Below are 4,974 nucleotides of genomic sequence, written 5' to 3' on the forward strand. Positions count from 1 at the left end.
CACAGTGTCCGTGTCGTACACAGAATTTGTGAACGCCGCTTACCCTGTGGGAGCGGGCTTGCCCGCGATTCGATTTACGAGGCGCTGCTGGTTTCCGGTTGAATCGTTGAAAGCATGAGCTGCGATGGTCGCGAGAAGGCGATTCACGGGCAGTTCAGCTTTGTTGCGATTGATGATGACAAGCGGCCAGTGCCGGTGCTGCAGGGTTTTGCAGTCTGATTGCAGACCTAGTCGCGGCCATCGCGGGCAAGCCCGCTCCCACAGTGCCCGTGTCGTACACAGAGTTTGTGAACGCCGCTTACCCTGTGGGAGTGAGCCTGCTCGCGATTCGATTTACGAGACGCCGCTGGTTTCCGGCTGAATCGTTGAAAGCATGAGCTGCGATGGTCGCGAGAAGGCGATCCACGGGCAGTTCAGCTTTGTTGCGATTGATGATGACAAGCGGCCAGTGCCGGTGCTGCCGGGTTTTGCAGTCTGATTGCAGACCGATTCGCGGCCATCGCGGCCATCGCGGGCAAGCCCGCTCCCACAGTGTCCGTGTCGTACACAGAGTTTGTGAACGCCGCTTACCCTGTGGGAGTGAGCCTGCTCGCGATTCGATTTACGAGACGCCGCTGGTTTCCGGCTGAATCGTTGAAAGCATGAGCTGCGATGGTCGCGAGAAGGCGATTCATGGGCAATTCAGCTTTGTTGCGATTGATGATGACAAGCGGCCAGTGCCGGTGCTGCCGGGTTTTGCAGTCTGATCGCAGACCGAGTCGCGGCCATCGCGGGCAAGCCCGCTCCCACAGTGTCTGTGTCGTACACAGAATTTGTGAACGCCGCTTACCCTGTGGGAGCGGGCTTGCCCGCGATTCGATTTACGAGACGCCGCTGGTTTCCGGTTGAATCAACGCCAGCAACGTCCACCCAGACCCCGGTTTCAGCGTGGTCTCAGGCGTCACCACATGCACCCAGCCACTGTCATCGCGCATAAACAGCAACGTCGCCCGATTACCGTGTAATGCCTGGTACTCATCCCAACTGAAGCCATCGGTCAGCGTCGTGCTGTAAATCTCTGCCCCCTGACCCAACTGGCCGGCCAGCCTGGCGTAAGTCAGCGCCTCGCTACCCAACTGGTTGCCACGATGTTCCAGACTCGCCCGGTGTTTATCAGTGCGACGGCTTTCATGCCCACTTGCCAGCCCGAACAGGCGCTGATGCCCAAAGTCATGGCGAAAGCGCATAGCGGCAAGGGTATTGAGTTCCCCTGATGGCGACAGCGCCAGCAAATGCCCGAGACCGACCAGATCCAGATGCGCATCGGCATGTTGCGAGGCCGGGTTGCCGAAATAGGTCGGCAAGCCTTCCATACGCGCCGCGCGAATATTCTCCCAACTGGAATCGGTCAGCAGCACTCGGCTACCCAGTTGCTGCAAAGACTTGCCCAGCAGGCGCGACGGGCCGTTCGCACCAACAATCAGAAAACCGCTGGGCGCCGGCTCGGCTACTTTCAGCAGTCGCGCCAATGGCCGTGCGGTAGCGCTTTGCAGCACCACGGTGCCGATGATCACGGCGAATGTCAGTGGCACCAACAACAGCGCGCCTTCGTGTCCCGCTTCATTCAGGCGAATCGCGAAAATCGCCGAAACTGCCGCCGCTACAATCCCCCGTGGCGCGATCCAGCACAGCAATGCGCGCTCGCGCCAGCTCAAGCTGGAACCGGCGGTGCTGAGCATCACGGTCAGCGGTCGGGCGATCAGTTGAATCACCAGCAGCAGAATCAGCACCAAAGGTCCGAGGCCAATCAACGCATTCAGATCCAGCCGTGCGGCGAGCAATATGAACAGCCCGGAAATCAGCAACACGCTGAGGTTTTCCTTGAAGTGCAGGATATGCCGCACATCCACGCCTTTCATGTTGGCCAGCCACATGCCCATCAGCGTTACCGCCAATAAACCGGACTCGTGCATTACTTCGTTGGACGCAATGAATATCCCCAGCACGGCGGCCAGCGATGCCAGATTGTGCAGATACTCCGGCAACCATTGCCGACGGATGACCGTGCCCAGTAACCAGCCGCCAACGATGCCGAAGACAGCGCCGCAGACAATCACCCCGCCGAAAGTCAGCAGGCTCTGCTTGAGCCCATGACCTTCGCCGCTGGCGATGATGAAGCTGTAAACCACCACGGCGAGCAGGGCGCCAATCGGGTCAATAACGATCCCTTCCCAACGCAGAATATTGGCAATCGAAGCCTTCGGCCGCACCACCCGCAACATCGGCACAATCACCGTCGGCCCGGTGACCAGTGTCAGGCTGCCAAACAGGATCGCCAGCAACCAGTCGAAGCCGAGCAGCCAGTGAGTGGCGACCGCGATGACGATCCAGGTTGCGATGGCGCCAATAGTCACCAGTCGATGGACGACGCTGCCGATCTCGCGCCATTCCGACAGGTGCAGGGTCAGGCTGCCTTCAAACAGGATCAGCGCCACCGCCAGCGAAACCAGCGGCATCAGCAACGGGCCGAACATCTCCTGCGGGTCGAGCCAGCCGAGCACAGGACCGACGAGAATTCCGGTCAACAACAGAAACAGAATCGCCGGCAGCTTCAGGCGCCAGGCCAGCCATTGGCAGCCCAGCGCCGCAGCGCCTATCCCGCCAAACGCCAAAAGAATTTGTTGCTCGTTCATTGAAGCTCCCTGTTCCTTGATATAGCGGGCTATGAAAGACTAGCGGCCATTCCTTCAGTTCACTCTACATTTGTGCGCAGCCGTTGAGTCTGCGTGTCTTGAGCGCCCATGCCTGCTATCGACCACCCGCTGATTGACCAGTTTCTCGATGCCTTGTGGCTGGAGAAAGGCCTGTCCGACAATACCCGCGACGCCTATCGCAGTGATCTGGCGTTGTTTAACGGCTGGTTGCTGGAGAAGAATCTTGAGCTGAGCAATGCCGGCCGCGAATTGATCCTCGATCATCTGGCCTGGCGTCTGGAACAGAACTACAAACCGCGCTCCACCGCGAGATTCCTCTCCGGTGTGCGTGGGTTTTATCGCTACCTGCTGCGGGAAAAGTTGATCACGGTCGATCCGACCTTGCGGGTCGACATGCCGCAACTCGGCAGGCCCCTGCCCAAATCGCTGTCGGAAGCTGACGTCGAAGGGCTGCTCAAGGCGCCGGATCTGAGCGAAGCCATCGGTCAGCGTGATCGCGCCATGCTCGAGGTCCTCTATGCCTGCGGTTTGCGGGTGACGGAGTTGATCAGCCTGACGCTGGAGCAGGTCAACCTGCGTCAAGGCGTGTTGCGGGTGATGGGCAAGGGCAGCAAGGAGCGGCTGGTGCCGATGGGCGAGGAGGCGATTGTCTGGATCGAGCGCTATATGCGTGATGGTCGCCAAGAGCTGCTTGGCGGGCGTCCCAGCGACGTGTTGTTTCCCAGCCAGCGTGGCGAACAGATGACCCGCCAGACCTTCTGGCACCGGATCAAGCATCAGGCCAAGGTCGCCGGGATCGGCAAATCGCTGTCGCCGCATACGTTGCGACATGCCTTCGCCACCCACTTGCTCAACCACGGCGCCGACCTGCGGGTGGTGCAGATGTTGCTCGGCCACAGCGACCTGTCGACGACGCAGATCTACACCCACGTAGCCCGCGCCCGCCTGCAGGATCTGCACGCCAAACACCACCCGAGAGGTTGAATACAAACTCTGTAGGAGTGAGCCAGCTCGCGATGGTGGTCTGTCAGTCACCGCTGTGTTGTCAGGCCTGTCGCTATCGCGAGCAGGCTCACTCCCACAGGATCTTCGGTGCTCACAAAATCTCTGGCGACAGGCGCATTCGGTCGCCGAGACCTTATGTGGTAGGCTTTCCCGGTTTGCACGATGGACGGTTATGACCCGGTGTTTCGACACGGGCGTTCTGATCGTTCCATTTGTCCGCCTTCAGGAGTCCTCATGCGTCTGACCCAGATTATCGCCGCCGCAGCCATTGCGTTGGTCAGTACCTTTGCCGTCGCCGATGACGCGGCCGACAAAGCCATTCGTAAAAGCCTGGAAAGCCTCCAGCTCGAAACCCCGATTGAAACCATCAGCGCCAGCCCGCTGGCCGGCCTGTATGAAGTCAAACTCAAAGGCAGCCGCGTGCTGTATGCCAGCGCTGACGGCCAGTACGTCGTTCAGGGCTACATGTTTGAGCTCAAGGACGGCAAACCGGTCAACCTGACCGAGAAAACCGAACGCCTCGGCATCTCCAAACTGGTCAACGGCATTCCGGTCGCTGAAACCGTGGTTTACCCGGCGATTGGCGAAACCAAGTCGCACATCACTGTCTTCACCGACACCACGTGCCCGTACTGCCACAAGCTGCACGCCGAAGTGCCTGAGCTGAACAAGCGCGGCATCGAAGTGCGCTATGTAGCGTTCCCGCGTCAGGGCCTCGGCTCGCCGGGTGATGAGCAGCTGCAAGCCGTGTGGTGCTCGAAAGACAAGAAAGCCGCGATGGACAAGATGGTCGATGGCAAGGAAATCAAGGCCGCCAAGTGCGATAACCCGGTATCCAAGCAATTCGCCCTCGGTCAGTCGATTGGTGTGAACGGTACACCGGCCATCGTTTTGGCTGACGGCCAGGTCATTCCGGGCTACCAGCCTGCGCCACAAGTCGCCAAACTGGCGCTCGGCGCCAAGTAATTCGCATCGTCACGGTCAGCCTTTGACGATCATGGTCCGGCGGCAACGTCGCCGGGCCATTAATAGAGAACCGCGAGCACGCGGTTGTTTTCCGGCCGGCCTTGAGTCGGCCGTTTTATGGGGAGTTCACAGTGAATCCGGTCAAAGTAGGCATCTGTGGGTTAGGGACCGTCGGTGGCGGTACCTTCAACGTACTTCAGCGCAACGCCGAGGAAATTGCTCGTCGTGCCGGGCGTGGGATCGAACTGGCACAAATTGCCATGCGCACGCCAAAGCCTCAGTTCCAGACGACCGGTATTGCGAATCCCAA

Annotated in this window: 3 protein-coding genes and 4 pseudogenes; 6 read left to right on the top strand and 1 reads right to left on the bottom strand. The window is 59.7% G+C overall.

Features of this window, described 5'->3' with window-relative positions:
- Positions 1-105: 105 nt before the first annotated feature.
- The 3 pseudogenes from ACIOZM_RS31165 to ACIOZM_RS31175 form a co-directional block, all read left to right on the top strand.
- Positions 106-219: pseudogene (locus ACIOZM_RS31165) on the top strand (acyl-CoA thioesterase); the annotation flags it as partial.
- A gap of 145 nt (positions 220-364) precedes the next feature.
- A pseudogene (locus ACIOZM_RS31170) lies at positions 365-478 on the top strand (acyl-CoA thioesterase); the annotation flags it as partial.
- A gap of 154 nt (positions 479-632) precedes the next feature.
- A pseudogene (locus ACIOZM_RS31175) lies at positions 633-746 on the top strand (acyl-CoA thioesterase); the annotation flags it as partial.
- A gap of 114 nt (positions 747-860) precedes the next feature.
- On the opposite strand, the gene ACIOZM_RS31180 reads toward ACIOZM_RS31175, so the two are convergent.
- Entirely contained in the window at positions 861-2,672 is a 1,812-nt protein-coding gene (locus ACIOZM_RS31180) for a cation:proton antiporter (protein WP_401221406.1), read from the bottom strand.
- Positions 2,673-2,780: 108 nt separating this feature from the next.
- Here ACIOZM_RS31180 and xerD point away from each other — a divergent pair, with 108 nt between their 5' ends.
- The 3 genes and pseudogenes from xerD to ACIOZM_RS31195 form a co-directional block, all read left to right on the top strand.
- Positions 2,781-3,677, top strand: coding sequence for a site-specific tyrosine recombinase XerD (xerD, locus tag ACIOZM_RS31185; protein ID WP_401221409.1), 897 nt, complete (start codon positions 2,781-2,783; stop codon positions 3,675-3,677).
- A gap of 255 nt (positions 3,678-3,932) precedes the next feature.
- Complete coding sequence (gene dsbC, locus ACIOZM_RS31190; protein WP_401221411.1) at positions 3,933-4,664, top strand: bifunctional protein-disulfide isomerase/oxidoreductase DsbC; 732 nt, start codon at positions 3,933-3,935, stop codon at positions 4,662-4,664.
- A 131-nt stretch (positions 4,665-4,795) separates the two neighbouring features.
- Positions 4,796-4,974, top strand: a pseudogene (locus ACIOZM_RS31195) (homoserine dehydrogenase); the annotation flags it as partial.

Origin of the sequence: Pseudomonas sp. NPDC087346 (genome assembly GCF_044744235.1) — a bacterium.
In the GTDB taxonomy this organism is placed as follows: Bacteria; Pseudomonadota; Gammaproteobacteria; order Pseudomonadales; family Pseudomonadaceae; genus Aquipseudomonas.

Excerpts from the sequence above, each read along its gene's own strand:
- xerD (WP_401221409.1), top strand. The coding sequence starts at position 2,781 with ATGCCTGCTATCGACCACCCGCTGATTGACCAGTTTCTCGATGCCTTG.
- ACIOZM_RS31180 (WP_401221406.1), bottom strand. The coding sequence starts at position 2,672 with ATGAACGAGCAACAAATTCTTTTGGCGTTTGGCGGGATAGGCGCTGCG.
- dsbC (WP_401221411.1), top strand. The coding sequence starts at position 3,933 with ATGCGTCTGACCCAGATTATCGCCGCCGCAGCCATTGCGTTGGTCAGT.